General features: G+C 66.0%; 16 protein-coding genes. 13 read left to right on the forward strand and 3 right to left on the reverse strand.

The genetic code is table 11. From position 1 onward, the window contains the following. Positions 1-16: 16 nt before the first annotated feature. From fucK to QQZ18_RS20550, 5 genes are all read left to right on the forward strand, one after another. On the forward strand, positions 17-1516 hold the full coding sequence (gene fucK, locus QQZ18_RS20530; RefSeq protein WP_284542847.1) for an L-fuculokinase: 1500 nt from the start codon (positions 17-19) through the stop codon (positions 1514-1516). Between the two features lie 192 nt (positions 1517-1708). Further along, a complete protein-coding gene (locus tag QQZ18_RS20535) occupies positions 1709-2698 on the forward strand; it encodes a substrate-binding domain-containing protein (protein WP_284542848.1) in 990 nt (329 codons plus the stop codon). 144 nt (positions 2699-2842) lie between these two features. Then, a complete protein-coding gene (locus tag QQZ18_RS20540) occupies positions 2843-4348 on the forward strand; it encodes a sugar ABC transporter ATP-binding protein (RefSeq protein ID WP_446728690.1) in 1506 nt (501 codons plus the stop codon). Further along, positions 4341-5336: an ABC transporter permease gene (locus tag QQZ18_RS20545; RefSeq protein ID WP_284542850.1), complete on the forward strand. Its 996-nt coding sequence runs from the start codon at positions 4341-4343 to the stop codon at positions 5334-5336. The genes QQZ18_RS20540 and QQZ18_RS20545 overlap by 8 nt, the downstream gene beginning before the upstream one ends. After that, a complete protein-coding gene (locus tag QQZ18_RS20550; RefSeq protein WP_446728691.1) occupies positions 5333-6328 on the forward strand; it encodes an ABC transporter permease in 996 nt (331 codons plus the stop codon). The genes QQZ18_RS20545 and QQZ18_RS20550 overlap by 4 nt, the downstream gene beginning before the upstream one ends. A 108-nt stretch (positions 6329-6436) precedes the next feature. Here the strand turns inward: QQZ18_RS20550 and QQZ18_RS20555 are convergent, their stop codons facing one another. After that, on the reverse strand, positions 6437-7324 hold the full coding sequence (locus QQZ18_RS20555) for a helix-turn-helix domain-containing protein (protein ID WP_284542851.1): 888 nt from the start codon (positions 7322-7324) through the stop codon (positions 6437-6439). Positions 7325-7373: 49 nt separating this feature from the next. On the opposite strand from QQZ18_RS20555, the gene QQZ18_RS20560 reads away from it, so the two are divergent. Then, positions 7374-8519, forward strand: a complete 1146-nt coding sequence (locus QQZ18_RS20560) for a DUF4118 domain-containing protein (protein WP_284542852.1) — start codon at positions 7374-7376, stop codon at positions 8517-8519. A 30-nt stretch (positions 8520-8549) separates the two neighbouring features. Here QQZ18_RS20560 and QQZ18_RS20565 read toward each other — a convergent pair whose 3' ends face one another. Both QQZ18_RS20565 and QQZ18_RS20570 read right to left on the reverse strand, forming a co-directional pair. Beyond that, a complete protein-coding gene (locus QQZ18_RS20565; protein WP_284542853.1) occupies positions 8550-11645 on the reverse strand; it encodes an efflux RND transporter permease subunit in 3096 nt (1031 codons plus the stop codon). Then, positions 11642-13009 (reverse strand): efflux RND transporter periplasmic adaptor subunit, encoded by a 1368-nt coding sequence (locus tag QQZ18_RS20570; protein WP_284542854.1) that lies wholly within the window; start codon positions 13007-13009, stop codon positions 11642-11644. Before QQZ18_RS20570 ends, QQZ18_RS20565 begins: the two co-directional genes overlap by 4 nt. A gap of 294 nt (positions 13010-13303) precedes the next feature. Here QQZ18_RS20570 and QQZ18_RS20575 point away from each other — a divergent pair, with 294 nt between their 5' ends. The 7 genes from QQZ18_RS20575 (at position 13304) to QQZ18_RS20605 (ending at position 21383) form a co-directional block, all read left to right on the forward strand. Then, the gene (locus tag QQZ18_RS20575) at positions 13304-13792 is read left to right on the forward strand and encodes an RrF2 family transcriptional regulator (protein WP_284542855.1); all 489 of its coding nucleotides are present in this window, start codon (positions 13304-13306) and stop codon (positions 13790-13792) included. Positions 13793-14083: 291 nt separating this feature from the next. After that, entirely contained in the window at positions 14084-16351 is a 2268-nt protein-coding gene (locus tag QQZ18_RS20580) for an FAD-dependent oxidoreductase (RefSeq protein WP_284542856.1), read from the forward strand. 23 nt (positions 16352-16374) lie between these two features. Then, a complete protein-coding gene (locus QQZ18_RS20585; protein ID WP_284542857.1) occupies positions 16375-17637 on the forward strand; it encodes an ABC transporter substrate-binding protein in 1263 nt (420 codons plus the stop codon). A gap of 163 nt (positions 17638-17800) precedes the next feature. Next, positions 17801-18718, forward strand: a complete 918-nt coding sequence (locus QQZ18_RS20590; protein ID WP_284542858.1) for a carbohydrate ABC transporter permease — start codon at positions 17801-17803, stop codon at positions 18716-18718. Between the two features lie 3 nt (positions 18719-18721). After that, positions 18722-19558 carry a carbohydrate ABC transporter permease gene (locus tag QQZ18_RS20595; protein ID WP_284542859.1) on the forward strand — a complete coding sequence of 279 codons (837 nt, stop codon included), beginning with the start codon at positions 18722-18724 and terminating at the stop codon, positions 19556-19558. Next, a complete protein-coding gene (locus tag QQZ18_RS20600; RefSeq protein WP_284542860.1) occupies positions 19555-20274 on the forward strand; it encodes a hypothetical protein in 720 nt (239 codons plus the stop codon). The genes QQZ18_RS20595 and QQZ18_RS20600 overlap by 4 nt, the downstream gene beginning before the upstream one ends. A 23-nt stretch (positions 20275-20297) precedes the next feature. Continuing rightward, positions 20298-21383 carry an ABC transporter ATP-binding protein gene (locus QQZ18_RS20605; RefSeq protein ID WP_284542861.1) on the forward strand — a complete coding sequence of 362 codons (1086 nt, stop codon included), beginning with the start codon at positions 20298-20300 and terminating at the stop codon, positions 21381-21383. Positions 21384-21420: the final 37 nt, after the last annotated feature.

Consider the following 21420-nt stretch of genomic DNA (forward strand, 5'->3'; position numbering starts at 1 on the left):
AGTTGAAACAAGGTCGGTGACGGAGCGCCATGGTGGCGGTCCGGTCGCCGGCTCGCTGACGGCACGTGCTGCCGTGGGTGCCGCCAGCGTCAGACCCGGTGAGATCATGTCGCAGGATGTCGTTATCGTTCTGGATTGCGGAAGCACCAACCTGCGGGCCATGGCGGTCGACGGGCATGGCCGCATCGTCGCCCGGTCCAGCGAGAAGAGCGGCACCGAGCCCGATCCGGATCACAAGGACTGGCACTACTGGCCCTTCGAGGGGCTCTACGACAAGCTGTGCCGCTGCTCGCGCGACGTCGCCTCGCAGATCGACGTCCGATCGGTGCGCGCCCTCACCGTCACCACCTTCGGCGGCGACGGCAGCTTCCTCGACGCCGACGGGCGCATGCTGTTTCCGGTGATCAGCTGGAAATGCACGCGGACGCTGGAATCGCAGCGGCACATGAGCCGCTACATCGATCCGGACCGCGTCGTGCAGATCAGCGGCGTCGGCCATTTCTCCTTCAACACGCTGAACAAGTTCATCTGGTTCCGCGAGCACCGGCCCGACCTGTTCGACACGGCGAAGCACTTCGTCTTCGTCAGCTCGCTGTTCACCCATCGGCTGACCGGGCGGCTCACCAACGACGCCACGCTGGTCGGCACCTCCCAGATGACCGACCTGAAGACGCAGGATTTCAGCGACGCCATCCTGTCCGCCGTCGGCGTGGACCGGTCGCTGTTCCCCGAGCTGATCTTCCCCGGCGAGGTCGTCGGTCCGCTCCTGGCGGGCGCCGCCGACGCGCTGGGCCTGCCGGCGGGCATTCCGGTGGTCTCGGCCGGGCACGACACGCAGTTCGCCATCTTCGGCGCCGGCGCGGCGCCCAACCGGCCGGTGCTGTCGTCGGGCACCTGGGAGATCTTGATGGCCCGGTGCGCCAGCATCGACATTCCGCCGCCGGACGCCATCGACGACGCCTTCACCTGCGAGTGGGACGTGCTGAGGGGCCACTACAATCCGGGCTTCCAGTATGTCGCCTCGGCGGTGATCGAGTGGATCGGCCGCAACATGTACGGGGAGCTCGCCGGCAGCGCCAAATACGAGGCGATGATCGCCGAGGCCAAGGCCGCGCCGGCCGACTGCCGTGGCGTCACCGTCGATCCGAACATGCTGGTCGGCAAGGGCGCCATCGCCAACCTGTCGCTGGATGTCGACCGGGGAACCTTGTTCCGGGCGACCCTGGTGGGGCTGGCGGGGCGGCTCAAGCACGGGCTCGGGGTGCTGGAGACGGTCGGCGGTTTCAAGGCGGACGAGCTGACGCTGGTTGGCGGCGGAACGCGCAACCAGCTCTGGACCCAGATCAAGGCCGACACGCTCGGCATTCCCGTCCGCACGCTCGAAGAGCCGGAGATCACCGTGCTCGGCGCCGCCATGTTCGCCCTGAAGGGCGCCGGCATCTACGCGTCGGCGGAAGAGGCGCGCGAGGCGTTCCGGCTCGACTGCCGATACACGCAGCCAGGCGTGCCGGCATAAAACGTCGGTGGCGGGGAGGGATTGGAGCAACCCGCCACCGACTTCAAGATGTGTTTGCCCGCCGGTCGGGTCGTTATCGGGAGGTTCCTGTATTCGTTCGCATATCTATCCGGCCGGTGGGGAAAATGAAGCGTTGCGTTTCGCTTCTGTGGGTCTGGAACAGGCTGATAAACATAAAAGATGGAGGAAAACATGAAAAAGAGTTTTCTGCTTCTTGCCGCCAGCGCCATCGCTACTCTTGGCATGACGTTCACGGTCAGCGCCGCGGGCACGACGATCGGCGTCGTCGTCAAGATCGGCGGCATTCCCTGGTTCAATGCCATGGAGGATGGCATCAAGAAGCGGGCGGCCGAGCTCGGCGTCGAAGCCGAGATGATCGGTCCGGTCTCGGCCGATCCTGCCTTGCAGGTGCAGGCCATCGAAGATCTCATCGCCAAGGGGGTGAAGGTCATCGGCGTGGTGCCGAATGACGAGTCCGCGCTCGAACCCGTGCTGAAGAAGGCGCGCGACGCCGGCATCAAGGTGATCGCCCACGAAGGGCCGAATCTTGCCAACGTCGACTGGGACTTCGAGCTCGCGTCGACCAAGGGTCTCGGCGAGGCTCATGCCAAGCTGCTGGCCAAGACGATCGGCGATAACGGCAAGTATGCCGTCTACGTCGGTTCGCTGACGGTGCCGCTGCACAACGCCTGGGCCGATGCCGCCATCGCTTGGCTGAAGGCTGAAAAGCCCGGAATCCAGATGATCGGCGAACGCTACGGCGTTGGCGAGAACGTCGATGCCGCCCGGTCGACGGCGCTCGACCTGATCGCCGCCAATCCGGACCTGAAGGGCTTCCTGGCGTTCGGTAGCCAGGGCCCGATCGGCGCCGCCCGCGCCGTCGAGGAGCGTCGCAAGATCGGCGACGTCTCCGTGGTCGGCATCTTCTCGCCCGGCCAGGGCCAGAAGCTGGTCCACGAGGGCGCCCTCACCGGCGGCTACATGTGGAGCCCGGCGCAGGCCGGCGAGGTGTTCGTGACGCTCGGCAAGATGTTGGCCGAGGGTGAAGAGGTGAAGGACGGCGCGGACATTCCGGGCCTGGGCGTCGTGCATCCCAACTTCGAGACGCACGACATCATCACCGACAACATCCTGGAGATCAACAAGGACTCCGTCGACGCACTGGCCGATCAGGGTCTCTGATCTCCCCTGCACGTGCCTGACCGAAACGTCGCCGGGGCGAGGATCCTTCTTCGACCCCCGCCCCGGCGAGTTCCACTCAGGTTTTAGGCCAAGGCGCGCGGGCGGCCCGAGGGCACTCGCGCGCCGGTCATGAGGCTCATCACGATGACGGATGCCAACACGGAGCGCTTTGCGCTGCGCCTCAAGGGCATATCGAAGACCTTTGGCGGCTTGCAGGCGCTCGACGACGTGGACTTCGAGGTTCGCGCCGGCGAGGTCCATTGCCTTGCCGGGGAGAACGGCTCGGGCAAGTCGACGCTGATCAAGATCATCACCGGCGTCTACCAGCCGCAGAAGGCGGAGCTGTTCGAGCTGTTCGGCGAGACGGTCCGGTCGATCTCGCCCACCGGGGCGCGCAATCGTGGCGTTTCGGTGATCTGGCAGGACCTGGCGCTGTTCAGCCACATGAGCGTCCGGGAGAACATCTGCTTCGACGACATGGTCGGCCTGAGGCCGAAGGCCGTCCATTACGGCGAGATGGACAGGAAGGCGCGCGCCGTGCTCGAACGGCTTGGCGTTCCCCTCGAGCTCGACATGCCGCTCGAGGCGCTGTCGATCGCCCGGCGGCAGATCGTCGCCATCGCCCGGGCGCTGATGAACGACGCCCGGCTCATTTTCATGGACGAGCCGACGGCCTCGCTGTCGAGGTCGGAAACCGACCATCTGCTCGACATCGTGCGCAAGCTCTCCGCCGACGGCGTCGCCGTGGTGTTCGTCAGCCACCGACTGGCCGAAGTCCTGGAAATCGCCTCGCGGGTGACCGTGCTGCGCGATGGCCGGCTGGTCGGCGTCTACGATTGCGCCGGCATGACGCAGGCGCGGCTCGGCGAGCTGATGACCGGCCAGCTGATCGAGAACAAGGTGGTGGCGCGCGACCGCGTCGACGCCCCGAAGGTCATGGAGGTGCGGGGACTGAGCCGCGCCGGGGAGTTCGACAACGTCTCCTTCGACCTGCACGCCGGCGAGGTGCTCGGCCTGATCGGCCTGATCGGCTCCGGGCGGACCGAGCTGGCGCACGTGCTGATGGGCATGCACGCTCCGACGGCCGGCGACATGCGCGTCGAGGGGCGCCCGTTCCGTCCCGCCTCGATCCGCGACGCCATCCGGGAGGGTCTGGCCTACGTGTCCGAGGACCGGCTGTCGCTGGGGCTCCTGCAGAAGCAGCCCATCGAGGACAACGCCGTCATCTCGGTGCTTCACAAGCTCCTGACGCGGCTGCCGCTGCTGTCGATGCGCAAGCGCGACGCCCTGGTTCAGAGCTGGGTCGAGAAGCTGGGCGTCAAGATCGGCCGCCCGAGCGACCTGATCTCGACGCTGTCGGGCGGAAACCAGCAGAAGATCGTGCTGGCCAAGTGGCTGGCGACCGAACCGAAGCTCCTGATCCTCGACAGCCCGACGGTCGGCGTCGACATCGGCGCGCGCGCCGGCATCTTCCGCATCGTGCGCAGCCTTGCCGACAGCGGGCTGGCCATCCTGCTGATTTCCGACGAGGCCACCGAGGCGATGTTCAACTCCGACCGCATCCTCCACATGGCCGAAGGCCGGATCATCGCCGAGTACGATCCGCGCAAGATGACGGTTCCGGAGCTCGAGGAGCGGGTCTATGCATAACCTTCTCACCAACAGGAAGACCGAGGTCCGCCTCGGCATCGTGCTTCTGGCGATGATCGTCGGCCTGTCGCTGACGTCGGACTCGTTCTTCACCCTCAACAACCTGACGTCCCTGCTCAACAACAACGCCATCAACCTGATCTGGGCGGTCGGCTTGCTGGTGGTGCTGATCGCCGGCGGCATCGACATCTCGTTCGCCGTCGTCTCGTCGGTGGTTCAGTATCTTGCCGTGCAGGTTCTTCGTCAGATCGGCGGCGGCGACTGGGTGACCGGCATCCTGGTCTGCGGCGTGATCGGCATCGCGCTCGGCCTCGTCAACATGTTCTTCATCCACCGGTTCCGCATCGTCTCGATCGTCGTCACCATCGCCACCTACAACGCCTACTTCGGCCTGTTGATGTTCTTCTCCAAGGGACGGAACATCTACAATCTGCCCGACTGGCTGACCGACCGCGTCGTGATGTTCGAATACGAGGCGGCCGATGGCACGTGGTCGGAACTCACGCTGGCGGTGGGGGCGATGGTGGTCTGCGTGGTCGCCACCTGGCTTCTCATCCAGCGCACCAACCTCGGCCGCCAGCTCTATGCCTTCGGCGACAATCCCGAGGGCGCCCGCCGCGCTGGCGTCAACGTCGCGGCCATGCAGGCGCTGGCCTTCGGCTGGATGGGGCTGATGGCCGGCATCGCCGGGCTCATGCAGGCCAACATCGTCAAGGAGGTGGTTCCGAACGCGCTGATCGGGCGCGAGATGGACGTGCTCGCCGCCATCGTGCTTGGCGGCGCCCGCCTCGGCGGCGGCAAGGGCACGGTGCTCGGCTGCGTCCTGGGCGTCATGTTCGTCGCCGTCACCCAGAATGGCCTCAACCTGCTCGGCGTTTCGCCCTTCGCGTTCAAGATGATCATCGGCGGCGCGATCCTGGTGGCCATCTCGACATCCAACATCGATTTCGCCGATCTCTTCCGTCGTCGGCAGGAGGCTGAAAAGTGAAGACTAGCCTGGGCACCATCCGGTCGGGGCTCGGCACCGACACGTCGAGCCTGATCGCCCTGCTGATCGTCGTCGTTCTGGGCTTCAGCATCGCCAGCCCGCAGTTCATGACGGCGGCCAACCTCGGCTCGATGGGCTTCCAGATGCCGCTGCTCGGCCTGTTGACGCTGGCCATGCTGGCGCCGATCATCTCCGGCGGCTTCAACCTCGCCGTCACCTACACCGCCAACATGTCGGGGCTGACGCTCGCCTGGATCCTGCTGCAGTTCGGCGGAAAGGATGCCGGCCTCGGCGCGCTGGTTCTCGGCTGCCTCGCCGCCATCGCCGTCGGCATGCTGGCCGGGGCGATCATCGGTTTCGTCGTCGCCTATGTCGGCGCCCACCCCATCCTGGTGTCGCTGGCGATGATGATCTTCCTGCGCGGGCTCGGCGAGTTCCTGACCCGGGGCGGCGACATCTCCGGCGTGCCCGACTACATGCACGTGCTCGGCCACGAGTCCCTGATCGGCATCCCGATCCCGCTGCTGCTGTTCGGCGTGGTCGCCATCGTCTGGCACATCCTGCTCCGGCGGACGCAGCACGGCTTCTCCGTCACCATGACCGGGTCGAACCAGATGGCGGCCGAGTATTCGGGCCTGCACACCAAGCGGACGCTGGTGCTGCTCTACACCCTGTCGGGTCTCCTGTGCGCCATCGCCGGCATCCTGATGCTGGCGCGGTTCAACTCGGTGCGCGTCGGCCACGGCGAGGCGCTGCTGTTGGTCACCGTGCTCGCCTGCTTCCTCGGCGGCGTCGATCCGTTCGGCGGCTACGGCCGCGTCATCCCGGTCGTCGTCTCGCTGGTCATCCTGCAGATCCTGTCGTCGGGCCTCAACCTGGTCGGCGCCAACCAGCACATGGCGACGGCGGTGTGGGGCATGTTCCTGATCGCCGTCATGGTGCTGCGGTCCGAGCAGGTGAAGATGGTGCTGGGCTTCTTCCGGAAAGGCTGAGGGGCGGCGGGGATGGTCGCTGCGGTGGGTCGAGTGCGACGCCAGGGCCGCGGCCGGCATTTCCGCAGGCCGACCGAGTGTTCCGCGCCGTGGTCGCTTGTCGGGCTGCTACCGCAGCCCCTGTCGGAACGCCAGGGGATTGTGCCCCTCCCGAGCCTTGAAAGCCTTTTGAAGGTGTGCGGCGTCGTGGAACCCGGCGGTGGCAGCTATTTCGTCCATTGTCAGGCTGGTGTTTGCCAGAAGAAGTTTCACCCGCTCGATCCGCCGCCCCAGGACGAACTGATAGGGCGTTTCCCCGGTTGTCGCCTTGAAGGCCCGGCTGAAATGAAACCGGCTAAGCGCTGCGACCTGTGCAAGATCGGCCAGACTGATGGGTCCGCTCAGGTTGGCGTCTATGAACTCCAGAACCCTTGCCAAAGCCGATCGTGACAACGGTGCTTTTTTCGCCGCTTCAGCGAGGGGTGTTGCGTTGCTTATGCTGAGGGCAGTGAGCAGGCCAAGCGTTTCGGCGTACAGCTCGTCGACGCTGCCTTCGCCGGCAAGGCGGGCGCACTGTCTCATGAGGTGCGAAAGCGAGTTGTCGTAGAAGTATATTTTGGGATCGACGACATCCTCAAGACGATGGTCGAGCTCTTCGTGCAGAACGGCCGGGTCGAAGTAGATCGCCGTGTAGCCGTTTCTCCGTCGCGTCAGCTCGGACCAGCCAGTCACGGTCGCCTGCTTTGGGATGTAGGTCAGGGTGTTGCGCAGGTCCTTTTGGGTGAACTCCGCCGAGTCGCCTGCGCGGATACTGCCATCTTCCAGCACGATATCGTGGAGGGCGCAGAAATGCAGATCGCTCGTCCACTCGTAGCGGAACCTGTCGCCGGGGACGGGGGCTACGTATTCTACCTTGAAGCCGGCCCAGGACCTCGCCCGATACACGGTCTTGGCAGACGAGTGTCGCAGTTCGAACCGTTGATAATCGGAGTTGCCAACAAAAGACGATGTTGCCATTTCAGGTAAATTATTGCTTTATGGGGCGTCTGTTTTTTGGAACCGTAGCATGTGGGACGCCGCTCAACCAGAGCACGCCGCTCGGAATTCGCTGAGCTCGAAAACAGAAGCAAACAAGGCAACGCGTACCGACGTATCGTATTTTCTACAGGCGCTACTCAGGCTTCCGGCTTTTCAAAGTACAGGTAAGGACCGACGAATCCGCTTAGTCATCATTGGACAGCTGGCAGCGGTCGCCATCACTGCAGTGGCGACCGCTGCCCGTTTCCAGCTTGATCCGTTCCTGCCGCCCGGCTTCCCATATCTCACGTTCTTTCCTTGCGTCGTCATAACCGGCTTCATCTGGGGCCTGTCCCCGGCTCTGACCTGTGCGATCCTTAGCGGACTCGCTGCGTGGTACTGGTTCATTCCTCCCTTTGGCGGGTTCACGCTGACGTCCCAGTCCGTCGTCGCGCTTCTGTTCTATTTCGTCGTGGTCGGCATCGACCTGATTCTACTTCAGCTCGCGCTCTATACCGTGCGGTCGCAGGTGAGAACCCAGATGGCCTTGCGCCAGGCCCTGGATTTCCAGGAGATGGTGTCGGGAGAAGCGGATCACCGGCTGAAGAACCTCTTTGCCACCGTCAACGGCCTTATCGCGCTGTCGCAAAAGTATGCGGCCACGCCCGCGGAGCTTGCCAGTCAGCTTCGCGAGAGGATCGGCGCCATGGCGCATTCCGTTGCCCTCATCAGGGGGGCGGCCCATGGCACAAATCCGAGCCTGAGCACGGTCGTTACGGCATCGCTGCGTGCTCTGGGCACGGACGAGGGCGAGCGGATTACGTTTGACGGTGGCGATACCATCATCGATGGGCGCGCGATCGTTCCACTCAATCTCATATTCCACGAACTCGGCACAAACTCCCTCAAATACGGTGCTTTATCCTCTGACGCCGGAACGGTCGGGATCGCATGGAATGTCTTGGCGTCCGCCTCGTCCGGCGACATACTGAGACTCGTCTGGACGGAACGGAACGGCCCGGCGGCGGTTGAGCCGACGCGTTCGGGCTTCGGGACCGTCCTCATCAACCGCATGTCGCAATCCCTCGGCGGCGGGTGCGATTTCAGTTACCTGGAAACAGGACTCGTGGTCACCATCGTGATGGACAGCGCGGGCGTGCTGGCTGGCAAGGAAGCGCCCGACCAGTCCATTTGACGCCGCCACGCCGCACGTCATGTCACGTCCTCACTCTGCCGGCATTCCGGCCGGTTCTCTTTGGCGCCGAGACGCCATGGTGCGCAGCTTTTCGCAGCCGATGAAGATCACCGGGGTGATGTAGAGGGTCAGCAGTTGGCTGACGATCAGGCCGCCGACCACGGCGACGCCGAGCGGCTGGCGCAGTTCGGCGCTGGCGCCGTGGCCGATGGCGATGGGCAGCGTGCCGAGCAGGGCGCAGAAGGTGGTCATCATGATCGGGCGGAAGCGGCGGGTGGCCGCCTCGTGGATGGCGTCCCTGGCCTTGGCGCCGTCCTCCCGCATCAGCTGGAGCGCCACGTCGACCATCATGATGGCGTTCTTCTTGACGATGCCGATCAGCATCAGGATGCCGATCAGCGCGATGATCGAGAGGTCCATGCCGGTGAGCTTCAGGGCCAGGAGGGCGCCGAGCGCCGCCGACGGCAGGCCCGACAGGATGGTCAGCGGGTGGATGAAGCTCTCGTAGAGCACGCCGAGCACCACGTAGATGGTGAGGATGGCGGCGAGGATCAGAAGCGGCGTGTTGGCCGTCGACTGGGCGAACACCTGCGCCGTGCCGGCAAACGACGTGAACACCGTCGACGGCAGCCCGACCTCCTGCTTGATGGTGTCGATGCGGGCGGTGGCGGTGCCGAGCGACACGCCCTGCGGCAGGTTGAAGGAAACGGTGATCGAGGTCAGCTGCCCCGTCTGGTTGAGCGTGACCGGGCCGGATTTCCGCTCCACCGAGGCGAAGGCGGTGAGCGGCACCAGCGAGCCGGTGGTGGCGGAGCGGACGCGCAGCTCGGACAGGCGGTCGTTGCTCCAGGCGAGGTTGGGATCGTATTCGAGGATCACCGAGTAGCTGTCGCCGGTCGACTGGATGTCGGCGACCGTCTGCTCGCCGAAGCCTTCGCCCAGCGTCTTGCGCAGGGTGGCGGCGGTGATGCCGAGGTGCTCGGCCCGGTCGCGGTCGATGACGATGCGGGCCTGCAGCGCGTTGTTCTGCAAGTCGGTGGCAACGTCGGTGAAGGTGGCTGGCTCGGCGGCCATGGCGTCGCGCAGGCGGCCGGCCCAGTCGCCGAGCTCGGTGGCGTCGAGCGACTGCACCACGAGCTGATACTGGCTCTGGCTGGAGCGGCCGCCGAGGCGCAGGCTCTGCGAGGGGGTGACGAAGCTCTGGAGGCCGACGATGTGGCCGAGCGACTGGCGCAGCCGGCCGACCACCGCGTCCATGGCGTCGCGTTCGGCCGCCGGCTTCAGCTGCACGTTCATGTTGGCCGAGTTGAGCTGCGACGAGCCGACCTGGGCGTTGACGTGGGCGACGGCCGGGTCGCGGGCGACGAGGTCGGCCGCCTCTTTCTGCAGCTTGGCCATGGCGTCGTAGGAAATGTCCTGCCGGGCCTGGGTGGAGATGGAGAGCTGGCCGATGTCCTCCTGAGGCAGGAAGCTCTTGGGCAGGTCGGCGAACAGCCAGGCGGAACCGGCGAAGGTGGCGAGGAACACCAGCGCCATCGGCAGCGGGTGGCGCAGCGTCCAGCCGACGCTTCTGCCGTAGCCGGCGAGCACCCTTGAGAAGCCGGCGTCGAACAGGCCGGCGAGGCTGTAGCGGGCCGGCGGCTTGCCGATGCCGGCCGGCAGGCGGGCGGCCAGCGTCGGCGTCACGGTGAGCGACACCAGCGCCGAGGCGGTGATGGCGAGCGACACCACCATGCCGAACTCGGTGAACAGGCGGCCGACCACGCCGCCCATCAGGAGGATGGGCAGGAAGACGGCGATCAGCGACAGCGACATGGAAATGATGGTGGAGGTGACCTCGGCGGCGCCCTTGAAGGCGGCGGCCATCGGTTTCTCGCCCTGTTCGATGTGGTGGACGATATTCTCCAGCATGACGATGGCGTCGTCGACGACGAGGCCGACCGACAGCGTCAGCGCCAGCAGCGACATGTTGTCGATGGAATAGCCGAGCACGTACATCGCCCCGAAGGCGATCAGGATGGACAGCGGCACGGCGATGGCCGGAATGGCGGTGGTGGTGAGCTTGCCGAGGAACAGGTAGATCACCAGGATGACCAGGCCGATGGTCAGCAGCAGCGTGAACTGCACGTCGGCGACGGCGGCGCGGATCGGCGCCGAGTTGTCGTTCATCAGCGACACGTTGACCGACGGCGGCAACTGGGCAGTGATGGCCGGCAGGGCCGCCTTGATGGCGTCGACCACCTCGACGGTGTTGGCGTCGGGCTGGCGCTGGACGGCCAGCGTGATGGCGCGCGTGCCGTCGTACCAACTGGCGGAGTTGCGGTTCTCGACGCTGTCGACGACGGTGGCGACGTCGCCGAGCCGCACCGGGCCGGCCGCGCTGGAGGAGACGATCAGCGAGCGGAAGCCGTCGGCCGAGGTCAGCTGGGTCGGCGCGTCGAGGGTGATGGTCTGCGCGGCATTGTCCATGCTGCCGACCGGCGACTGGTTGTTGGCGCTGGCGATGGCGGTGGACAGCTGGTCGAGGCCGATGCCGCGGGCGGCGAGGCGGTCGGGGTCGGCCTCGACGCGGACGGCGTATTTCTGCGAGCCGAAGATCTGCGCCTGGGCGACGCCGCTGATGGTGGAGATGGCCGGCGACAGTACGTTCTGGGCCAGCGAGTCGAGATCGGTCAGCGGCACCGTCGGCGAGGTGATCGACAGGAGCAGGATCGGCATGTCGGCCGGGTTGACCTTCCGGTAGCTCGGGTCGGAGGTCATGTTGTCGGGCAGGCGGCGGCGGGCGACGTCGATGGCCGACTGCACGTCGGCGGCGGCGCTGTCGATGTTGCGCGTGAGCTCGAATTGCAGCGTGATGGAGGTGGAGCCGAGCGACGACCGGGCCGAGATGGTGTCGATGCCGGAAATCGTCTGGAACTGCTTGATCAGCGGCGTCGCCACCGCCGTCGCCATGGTTTCCGGCGAGGCGCCGGAGAGCTGGGCCGACACGGTGATCGTCGGGAAGTCGACGCGCGGCAGGGCGGCCACTGGCAACAGGCGATAGGCGAAGAAGCCGGCGAGCGACAGGCCGAGCGCCAGCAGGATGGCGGCGACCGGCCGGCGGATGAACAGGGCCGGAAGGCTCATGGCCGGGCCTCCGCCGTGTCGGTCGGCTGGCCGGCGCCGGACCTGTGGCCCCCCGCCTTACCGCCCGGCTTGCCCGCGTCGGGAGTGGCGCCGGCCGCCTCGGTCGAGGCGTCGATCACCTTCATGCCGTCGGCAAGGCGCACCTGTCCTTCCACCACCACCCGCTCGCCGGCTGCGACGCCCGAGGAGAGGCCGGAGCGGTCGCCGGCCGACAGCGCCACCGTCACCGGCTTCGCGGCCACCGTTCCATCGGCGCCGACGACGTAGACGACGTTGCCCTGCTGCGTCGCCTGCAAGGCCACCGTCGGCACGGCCACCACCGGCATCGAGCCGATGGCCGCCTCGACGGCGATCGACTGGCCGGGCACCAGCCTGTCGGCGACGCCGTGAAGCGTCGCCCTGGCGATGAAGGTGCCGGATGTGGCGTCGACGGCGTCGTCGACGAAATCGACGGTGCCGGTGAAGGTGTCGGTGGCGCCGAGCGGGGTGACGGACACCTTGATCGGCTTGCCGGCGGCGCGCGCGGTGCGGACCAGGGCGGCGTCGCTCTCCGACAGGGCGAAGCTGGCGTAGAGCGGGTCGAGACGGGTCAGGCGGACGATGGCCGTGCCGGGCTGGACGAGGCTGCCGACCGCCGGGGCGACGGCGCCGAGGCGGCCGTCGAACGGGGCGCGGATGGTCTTCTGGTCGAGGGTGACGAGGTCGGACTTCAGCGTCGCCTGATCGACGGCCACCGTCGCCTCGGCGGTCTTGACGGCGGCGTTGGCGTCTTCCAGCGACTGCTGCGACACCGCCTCGTTGCTGAGCAGCCTTTGCTGCCGGGCAGCGGTTTCCCGGGCGTGGTCGAGCGTCGCCTGATCGCGGGCGAGCGCCGCCTTGTCCTTCTCGACGACGGCCTCGGCGATGCGGCTGTCGAGGCGGACCAGCACGTCGCCGGTCTTCACGTCGGCGCCGTCGGCGACCAGGATATCGGTGACGATGCCCGAGGTCTCGGTGGTCACCGTCAGGTTGGCCGGCGAGGCGATGGCGCCGATGGTGCGCCGCTCGACCGGCATGTCCTCGGCGCCGGCGGCCACGGTGGAAACGCGCGTCGGCGCGCCGGAGCCGCGACGACCGCCGCCCTGTCCGGAGGGTTTGCCGGCGCCATTGGCGGCCGAAGCGTCGCCGTTCGCGTGCTGGCGGTGGGTGCCAACGCCCGTGGCGGCGGGGTCCTTGACGTCGGCCGGCGCGGCGGGCGCCGCACCCGGCGACACGGCGGCGAGCGCCTGGGATACATAGGGCGCGGTGAGGGCGACGAGACCGTCGCGCCAATAGAGGCCAGCCGCGATCGCAGCGACCAGAATGATCCCGAGCGTCTTCTTCATCGACGATGGTCCGTTTCGTTCCGTGGAGGGCGCCGTCGTGGAAACTTGACGGTCCTCGTGCGTCCGCCCGGGTCTGCCGGAAGGCATTGCCATCGTAAGCGGATTTCGCCTGTCGAGTGACGTGACAACTGTGGCAAATCCGGGAAATCGCCGCCGCTGATACAGATTGATGCACTTTTGTCGGTGGCCGGGCCGGCGCGACCGGCCGGATGCGCCGCCATTTACAACAGTCCCCTATAGGGATATCGACTGTCCTTAATCCGCCCGTGCTCCGTCCGACCGTGGAACGAACCGATGATCCTGAAAAGCCAAGTGGAGTGGGCGCTGCATTGCTGCGCCATTCTCGCCGGTCTGCCCGAGGGACGGTACCTGTCCACCAAGGCGCTGGCGGAGTTCCACGGACTGCCGAAGGAGTATCTCTCCAAGGCGCTGCAAAGCCTGTCGCAGGCGGGGCTCGTGCACACCACTCTCGGCCCGTCTGGCGGCTATCGCCTGGCGAGATCGCCGGAGGAACTGACCTTCCTCGATATCGTGGAGGCCGTGGAGGGCAAGACGCGGACCTTCGTCTGCAACGAGATCCGCGCCAACAATCCCTGTCGTCCGAAGGATCATTGCGACACTGCGCCCTGCGCGATCGCGCGGGTGATGTGGGATGCCGACAAGGCATGGCGCGACACGCTGCGCGGCGTCACCCTGGCCGATCTCGCGCGGACCCTGTTGCAGGAGCTTCCGCCGGAGCTCTTGAACGGCACGCGGGAGTGGGTGGAAGGCCGCGCGGGGTGAGGGCGAGCCGTCTCGCCCAGTAGTCCACACCGAAGACACACGGCCGGGGGCTTTGGTCCTTCGTCGTCCGAGCGGCGCCGTCCGACGCGCTCAGCAGAAGCAATTCCTCATCGCAGCTTCCCTCAACGGAGCCGTGAGCCGCCCCTCCTTGCCGATGGGCCGGCCCGAGCCCGCCTTCATGATCCGGTCCCCCGGCCGGTCGCGCTCCCCCTTTCTGCGTACCGGGCAGATTCCGCATTGACATCAATATTTCTATTATAGATATTTCTATTATTGAAATCGGAGGGGATCATGATCGTTGCCGACGCCAGCGCGCCACGTGAGTTGAAGACAGTGCATGTGGCGGCTGATTTCGTCGTGGTTGGCGGCGGCCTGTCCGGTACCTGCGCGGCCATCGCGGCGGCGCGCGCCGGGCTCAAGGTGGCGCTGGTGCAGGACCGCCCGGTGCTGGGCGGCAACGCGTCGAGCGAGGTGCGTCTCTGGATCCTCGGCGCCACCTCGCATGGCGGCAACAACAACCGCTGGGCTCGCGAGGGCGGCATCATCAACGAGCTGCTTCTGGAGAACCAGTTCCGCAATCCCGGCGGCAACCCGGTGATCTTCGACAGCCTGGTGCAGGACTGGGTGGGGCGCGAAAAGAACCTGACGGTGCTCGTCAACACCCAAGTGTTCCATGCGGTGACGGAAGCGAACCGCGTTCGCGAGATCCACGCCTTCAACTCGCAGAACAGCACCATGTATCGCCTCACGGGCGACTTCTTCGCCGATTCCTCGGGCGACGGCATCCTCGTGCACCTGTCGGGCGCCGCCTATCGCATGGGCGCCGAAAAGGCCGAGGAGTTCGACGAGCCGATGGCGCCGGGCGACAATTACGGCGAGCTGCTCGGCCACTCGATGTATTTCTACACCAAGGATGTCGGCCACCCCGTCGACTATGTGGCGCCCGACTTCGCTCTGAAGGACGTGCCGGCGCTGATCCCGCGCTATCGCCGCTTCCGGACCACCGAGCAGGGCTGTTCGCTCTGGTGGATCGAGTGGGGCGGCCGGCTCGACACCATCCACCAGTCGGAGGAGATCAAGAGCGAGCTGCAGAAGATCGTCTATGGCGTCTGGAACTACATCAAGAACTCCGGCGCGTTTCCCGATGCGGCCAACCTGACGCTCGAATGGGTCGGCACCATTCCCGGCAAGCGCGAAAGCCGCCGGGCCGAGGGCGACTACATCCTGCGCCAGCGGGACATCGTCGAGCAGGTGGAGCATGACGACGACGTCTGCCACGGCGGCTGGTCGATCGACCTGCACCCGGCCGATGGCGTCTATGGCGACGCGGACGGCTGCAACCAGTATCACGCCAAGGGCATCTACGGCATTCCGTTCCGCTCGATGTACAGCCGCAACATCGACAACCTGTTCACCAACGGCCGGCTGTTGTCGGCCTCGCACGTCGCCTTCGGCTCGACGCGGGTGATGGCGACGTCGTCCACCGTCGGTCAGGCCATCGGCACGGCCGCGGCGCTGTGCGTGAAGAACCACTGCCGGCCGCGCGACCTGCTGAAGGCCGAGTTCATGGCTGCGTTCAAGCGGATGCTGTCGGCGGCCGGCCACTACGTGCCGCATTACGACGCGCTCGCCGACGGCAACCTGGCGCGTGAGGCCGACATCTCGGTGTCGAGCACGCTTTCGCTGTCGGGCCTTGCCCATGACGGCGGCTGGAAGCGGCTTGCCGTCAGCTATGCCCAGATGCTGCCCGGCCGGACCGACAGGGACAACGTCATCCATGTTCCGGTGCGGGCCGACGCCGCGACGACGCTTGCCGTCGAACTCAGAGTTGCCGAAAGGCCGGAGAACCACACCCCGGAGGTGCGGCTCACGGCGATCGATCTGCCGCTCGTGGCCGGTGAGCAGACGGTCGCCGTGCCTTTACCCAGGCTGGAACGCCAGCAGTATCTCTTCGTCTCTTTCGGTGAGAATCCGGCCGTCGAAGTCGGTCTGTCCACCGAACAGGTCACCGGCCTTCTCGCGGTGAAGAAGGGCGGGCTCGACAAGGTGTCGACCACGGCGCGGCAGGAAGCGCCCGATGGCCTCGGCGTCCATTCCTTCGATTTCTGGGTGCCCGAGCGGCGGCCGAACGGGCGCAACATAGCGTTTGCGGCCGACGCCCCGGTGCATGTGTTCTCGGCCGACAATCTGGTGGGCGGCCCGCTCAGGCCGATCGCCGCGCCGAACGCCTGGGTGGCCGACCGCGCCGACGCCGCGCCGACCGTCGAGCTTGGCTTTGCCAAGCCGATCAAGGCGGCAAGGCTCAGCCTCTACCTCGATTGCGACTACGATCATCCGCTGGAAAGCGTGCAGTACCGCCACAACGACCGGGTGATGCCGCTCCTGGTTCATGGCCTCGACGTGCTGGCGAACGGCAGGTCGATCGCCGCGATCGCCGACAACCGCAGCCCGGTCATCACGGTCGATCTCCCGGAGGACGAGGAGATTTCCAGCCTGACCCTCAGGCTCGCCAACGCGCAGGGCCACCCCGTGGCCTTGCTCGGCATACGCATAGAGTAAAAACTGAAGCGGAGGAGAAACCCATGAATCTGATCAGAACCGGCATTGCCGCCCTTGCCCTCGCCGGATGCGCCACCTCGGCGCTGGCCGCCGACAAGCTGACCTTCCTCAACTGGATCACCGCCGAGCCGAGCAACGCGCCGGTCATGCAGAAGCTGATCGGCGACACCGGCGTGCCCGTCGAGGTGCTGTCGAGCTCCTGGGGCGACATGCAGAAGAGCGTGTTCCTGCGCCTGCGCACCAAGCAGCCGCTCGACGTGTTCCAGGCGCAGGAGCGCTGGTTGCCCACCTTCGCCCAGATGCCCAACGTCGTCGACTTCAATGACGTCTTCGGCAAGGAGTTCCTGGAAAAGACCTTCCCGCCGGAGGTGCTGGTCACCGGCCAGGTCAAGGGCAGGCAGGTCGGTCTGCCGTGGAACGTCGGCTCGATCAGCCTGATCTCCAACACCGAGGTGCTTGAGAAGGCCGGCGTCACCGACGCGCCGAAGACCATCGCCGATTTCGTCGCCGACCTCGAGAAGGTCAAGGCGGCGGCCCCGCAGAGCACGCCCTACGCCATGATGACCAAGGGCGACGACCTGATCTCCAGCGACTTCCAGCTGTGGCTGTGGGCGCACGGCGGCGCCATCTTCGATGAGAACGACAAGCCGGTGGTGAACTCCGAGGCGACGGTGAAGACGCTCACCTTCATGAAGGATCTGGTCGATCGCGGCCTTGCCTCGCTGGACGTCGATCGCGGCGCCGCCCGCCGCATGTTCGGCCAGGGCGAGAGCGCCTTCTACTTCGACGCCCCGGTGGCCAAGGGCTTTGCCGAGGACTTCAGCGGCAAGGGCGAGGCCTTCGTCCAGTATATCCACCCGATCCTGACGCCGGTCGAGACCGATGGCATGCAGTCGCGCTCGATGGAGTGGGGCCACCTCCTGGTCATGCTCGACACCGACGCCGCCAAGGTCGATGGCAAGCTCAGCGCCGACAGCCCGTCGGGCCGCTTCCTGAAGGGTCTGTCGATGAACGACGGCATCCAGCTCGAATACTTCCAGAAGCTCGGCGCCATCCCCGTCACCCTGTCGGCGCGGGCCAGCGACATCGTCACCTCCGACCGCTACACCGTCGAGTGGAACGCCTCGCTCGGCATGCCCAAGCTCAACGAGCTGGCGGCCCTGAAGGACAGCGCCAGCTATGTCGGCGTGGTCAGCGAGGAAGTGCAGTCGGCCGTGCTCGGCAAGAAGGACGCCAAGCAGGCGGCCGCCGATATGCAGAGCCGTATAGAAAAACTGCTCAATTAAGGGGCCCGCAAGGCCTGACACGGCGAGCCCTTGAACTCCCTCCCTTCAAGGGCTCGCCAACCCTCTCGCCGATGCCGCGTGCCGCTGGCACACTGAACGTCATTGAAAATGGCGAGCCCTTTCGCTCGCCGGCAAGAGACCCGCAAGAGGCACTGACATGGACATGGCGGCGACTACCAGCCAGGGGCGGACGCACCGCAAGCCCGGCTACCTGAAGCGCGGAGACAGGCGGTTCGCCTACCTCATCCTGGCGCCGGCCATGGCCGCGTTCCTGGTCATGGTCGCCTGGCCGTTCGTCGACGCCATGACCATGTCCTTCTACAGCTACACCGTCTACGACCCCGAGCCGGTGTTCATCGGCCTCGACAACTTCAAGACCATCCTGACCGACCCCTACGTGCTCGGCTCCTGGGTGACGACGGCGATCTTCGTGGCCGGCACGACGCTGCTCACCATGTTCCTCGGTCTTTCCTGGGCGCTGCTGATGTACCAGGACTTCAAGGGGCGGGCGGTGTTCCGCACCATGACGCTGCTGCCCTGGATCCTGCCGAGCACGGTCAGCGCCTTCATCTGGGCGTGGATGCTGAATGGCCGCTACGGTATCGTCAACGTGCTGATGATGAACGTCGGCGCCATCGATTCCCCGGTCCAGTTCCTGTCGGACGACATCGGCGCCATGGTCGCGGTCATCCTGACGCGCACCTGGATTTCGATCCCGCTGTTCATGTCGTTCTTCCTTGCGGGATTGCAGGGCATGGACTTCCAGCAGATCGAGGCGGCGCGCATCGACGGCGCCGGCAACCTCAGGATCGTCCGGCGGCTGATCCTGCCGCACTTGAAGCCGGTGTTCCTGGTGACCGGCGCCCTTGGCATGATCGGCAACCTGCAGCAGTTCGACATCATCTTCGCGCTGACCGGCGGCGGGCCGGTGCGGGCGACATCGGTGCTGTCGATCGAGGTCTACAAGCAGGCCTTCCAGAACTGGAGCCTCGGCATGGCCTCGGCCATCGGCGTGCTCTGGGTGTTCACGCTGATGCCGATCGTCATCTTCTATCTCCGCAGCCTGTTCCGGGAGGACTGAGCCATGTTCGAACTGCGCACATGGAAGGAAAAGCTCGGCTTCTTCGGCTTGCTGGCCGTGATCGCCTTCTTCCTGTTCTTCCCCGTCTACTGGGCCCTGTCGAGCGCCTTCAAGGCCAACGGCGAGCTCTACCGGATGGACCCGACCTTCGTCCCCCACGAGCCCTATCTCGGCCATTTCATCTCGGCCATCACCGAGGGGCCGCTGCTCTTGCAGCTCGGCAACAGCCTGCTCACCTCGACGGCGTCGGCGCTGCTCAACGCGGTGCTGGCGGCGCTGGCCGGCTACAGCTTCGCCAAGTTCGACTATCCGGCCAAGAAGCCGCTGATGCTGCTGATCCTGTCGGCGCAGATGTTCCCCTTCGGCGTGCTGCTCATCTCCATCTACCCGATGCTGCAATCGGTGGGGCTGCTCGACACGCGCATCGGCCTCACCGTCTCCTACATCGTCTTCGCGCTGCCGGTCAGCACCTACATGATGTACAGCTACTTCAAGCAGGTGCCGAACGAACTGATCGAGGCGGCGCATGTCGACGGCGCCAGCAATTTCAAGATCTTCCGGCGCATCGTCATGCCGATCTCGCTGCCGGCCTTCATCACCGTGGCGCTCTACGCCTTCATGTGGTCGTGGAACGATCTGCTCTATTCGATGACGCTGATCACCTCAGACGACAAGCGCACCGTCGGGCCCGGATTGCTGCTGCGATACATCAACGAAAACAACGCCGACTGGGGTGGGGCGATGGCCGCGTCCTTCCTCGTCGCCGCACCGATCATCCTTGTCTTTTCCGTGCTCCAGAGGCAGTTCATTGGCGGCGTGACCTCTGGCGCGGTGAAATGATGAAACCCGAGACATCCCAACCCAACCAGTCCCTGATCGACGGCATCCGCTGCTTTCAGGAACTGACGACCAGCGACCATCCGCTCGGCACCAAGGAACTGTCCGAGCGGCTGGGGATCAACATGATCAAGGTCAACCGGCTTCTCCGAACGCTGAAGTCGATCGGCATGGCCGAGCAGAACCAGCAGAAGAAGTACCGGCCGGGGCCGGTGGTGCATGTGCTGGCGGCGCAGAGCTTCCATTCGTCGGCCCTGTTCCGGGCGGCCACCCACGTGGCGATCCGCCACCCCTACGACGACCGAACGCTGGCCATCGGCATCCTGTGGAAGGACGCGGTGGTCTACATGTACCACGCGCTCGCCCACCAGAACCCGGCCGAGGGCCTGGGCGGCTACCACCTCTACCACGCCTCGCAGTCGTCGATCGGCAAGGCGCTTCTGGCCGAGATGGGCGACGAGGACCTGGCCATGTGCGTCGCCGGCTGGTCGCCGGAAGATCGGGTGGGGCTGGCCGAGATGCTGCCGACGATCCGCCGGCAGGGCTACGCCAGCCAGCGCGACAAGGCCGGCAAGATCAACAACATAGCCGCCACCTTCCAGGTGGGCGGCGCCCGGGCCGGCATCGCCTTTACCGACATGGTGATCGAGGACGGGGAGGTCGAGCGCCGTGTCGCCGAACTCCGCGGCCTGATCGGCGAGATCGAAAGCTACGGCTGAACAAAAAGAAGCGGAGAGCAGCAATGGCCGATGTGAAACTTGAGCGCGTGGTGAAGCGCTTCGGACAGATGGAAACGATCCACGGTGTCGACCTCGACATCGAAAGCGGTTCCTTCGTGGTGTTCGTCGGCCCGTCCGGTTGCGGCAAGTCGACGCTGCTCAGAATGATCGCCGGCCTCGAGGAAGTGACCGAGGGCGACGTCTACATCGACGGCGCCTGCGTGACCGAGGCCAAGGCCAGCGCGCGCGGCATCGGCATGGTGTTCCAGTCCTACGCGCTCTATCCGCACATGAGCGTGCGCGAGAACATGAGCTTCGGGCTGGAAGTGGCCGGCGAGCCGAAGGACGTGATCGAGAAGCGCGTCGCCGAAGCGGCGGAGATCCTGAAGCTCGGCGACCTCCTCGATCGCAAACCGCGCCAGTTGTCCGGCGGCCAGCGCCAGCGCGTCGCCATCGGCCGCACCATCGTCCGCCAGCCCAAGGTGTTCCTGTTCGACGAGCCGCTTTCCAATCTCGACGCCGAGCTGCGCGTGCAGATGCGCATCGAGATCACCCGCCTGCACGAGCGCCTCGGCAACACCATGATCTACGTCACCCACGACCAGGTCGAAGCGATGACCATGGCCGACAAGATCGTCGTCTTGCGCGAGGGGCGGGTGGAGCAGGTGGGTACGCCGCTCACCCTCTACCATCACCCCGAAAACCGCTTCGTCGCCGGCTTCATCGGCTCGCCGAAGATGAATTTCCTGCCGGTGACGGTGAAGACCGCATCCACCGACGCCGTCATCGTCGATCTCGCCGGCCAGGAGGTCGCGCTCGCTGCCGACGGCGCGACGCTGAAGGCCGGGCAGAAGCTGGAACTCGGCATCCGCCCCGAGCATCTGATGGTCGGCACCGGCGGCGACGTCGCCCTGTCGCTCCACTGCGACGTCGTCGAGGAGCTTGGCGGCACCACCTACGTCTATGGCGACCTCGCCGGGCAGCAGGTGATCGTCGAGAGCGACGGCGAAACGACGATCGAAAAGGGCAAGGCGAGCGCCTTCAGCTTCCAGAAGGCCCGCGCGCATCTGTTCGACGAGGCCGGCAAGGCGGTTGCCATGAGGCGGTGACCGGCAGCCCAGTTCGCGGGGCCGATCGAAAAGGGAG

It is taken from the genome of Pleomorphomonas sp. T1.2MG-36, assembly GCF_950100655.1.
Classification (GTDB): Bacteria; Pseudomonadota; Alphaproteobacteria; order Rhizobiales; family Pleomorphomonadaceae; genus Pleomorphomonas.

Coding starts and splice junctions, on each gene's coding strand:
- QQZ18_RS20535 (WP_284542848.1), top strand. CDS start 1,709: ATGAAAAAGAGTTTTCTGCTTCTTGCCGCCAGCGCCATCGCTACTCTT.
- QQZ18_RS20540 (WP_446728690.1), top strand. CDS start 2,843: ATGACGGATGCCAACACGGAGCGCTTTGCGCTGCGCCTCAAGGGCATA.
- QQZ18_RS20545 (WP_284542850.1), top strand. CDS start 4,341: ATGCATAACCTTCTCACCAACAGGAAGACCGAGGTCCGCCTCGGCATC.
- QQZ18_RS20555 (WP_284542851.1), bottom strand. CDS start 7,324: ATGGCAACATCGTCTTTTGTTGGCAACTCCGATTATCAACGGTTCGAA.
- QQZ18_RS20560 (WP_284542852.1), top strand. CDS start 7,374: ATGTGGGACGCCGCTCAACCAGAGCACGCCGCTCGGAATTCGCTGAGC.
- QQZ18_RS20565 (WP_284542853.1), bottom strand. CDS start 11,645: ATGAGCCTTCCGGCCCTGTTCATCCGCCGGCCGGTCGCCGCCATCCTG.
- QQZ18_RS20570 (WP_284542854.1), bottom strand. CDS start 13,009: ATGAAGAAGACGCTCGGGATCATTCTGGTCGCTGCGATCGCGGCTGGC.
- QQZ18_RS20575 (WP_284542855.1), top strand. CDS start 13,304: ATGATCCTGAAAAGCCAAGTGGAGTGGGCGCTGCATTGCTGCGCCATT.
- QQZ18_RS20580 (WP_284542856.1), top strand. CDS start 14,084: ATGATCGTTGCCGACGCCAGCGCGCCACGTGAGTTGAAGACAGTGCAT.
- QQZ18_RS20585 (WP_284542857.1), top strand. CDS start 16,375: ATGAATCTGATCAGAACCGGCATTGCCGCCCTTGCCCTCGCCGGATGC.
- QQZ18_RS20590 (WP_284542858.1), top strand. CDS start 17,801: ATGGCGGCGACTACCAGCCAGGGGCGGACGCACCGCAAGCCCGGCTAC.
- QQZ18_RS20595 (WP_284542859.1), top strand. CDS start 18,722: ATGTTCGAACTGCGCACATGGAAGGAAAAGCTCGGCTTCTTCGGCTTG.
- QQZ18_RS20600 (WP_284542860.1), top strand. CDS start 19,555: ATGATGAAACCCGAGACATCCCAACCCAACCAGTCCCTGATCGACGGC.
- QQZ18_RS20605 (WP_284542861.1), top strand. CDS start 20,298: ATGGCCGATGTGAAACTTGAGCGCGTGGTGAAGCGCTTCGGACAGATG.